1 rRNA gene is annotated in these 238 nt (G+C 52.1%); it reads left to right on the plus strand.

Annotated elements, in window-relative coordinates:
* Nucleotides 1-238 (plus strand): 16S ribosomal RNA (locus tag ACTHS4_RS12520); the annotation flags it as partial.

Below are 238 nucleotides of genomic sequence, written 5' to 3' on the forward strand. Positions count from 1 at the left end.
GCGTTATTCGGAATCACTGGGCGTAAAGCGTGCGTAGGCGGACTATCAAGTCTGAGGTGAAAGCCCGAAGCTCAACTTCGGAATTGCCTTGGAAACTGATAGTCTGGAGTGCAGTAGGGGATAGCGGAATTCCAAATGTAGAGGTGAAATTCGTAGATATTTGGAGGAACACCGGTGGCGAAGGCGGCTATCTGGACTGCAACTGACGCTGAGGCGCGAAAGCGTGGGGATCAAACAG

The organism is Neisseria sp. P0014.S009, from assembly GCF_051958155.1.
Taxonomy (GTDB): Bacteria; Pseudomonadota; Gammaproteobacteria; order Burkholderiales; family Neisseriaceae; genus Neisseria; species Neisseria flavescens_C.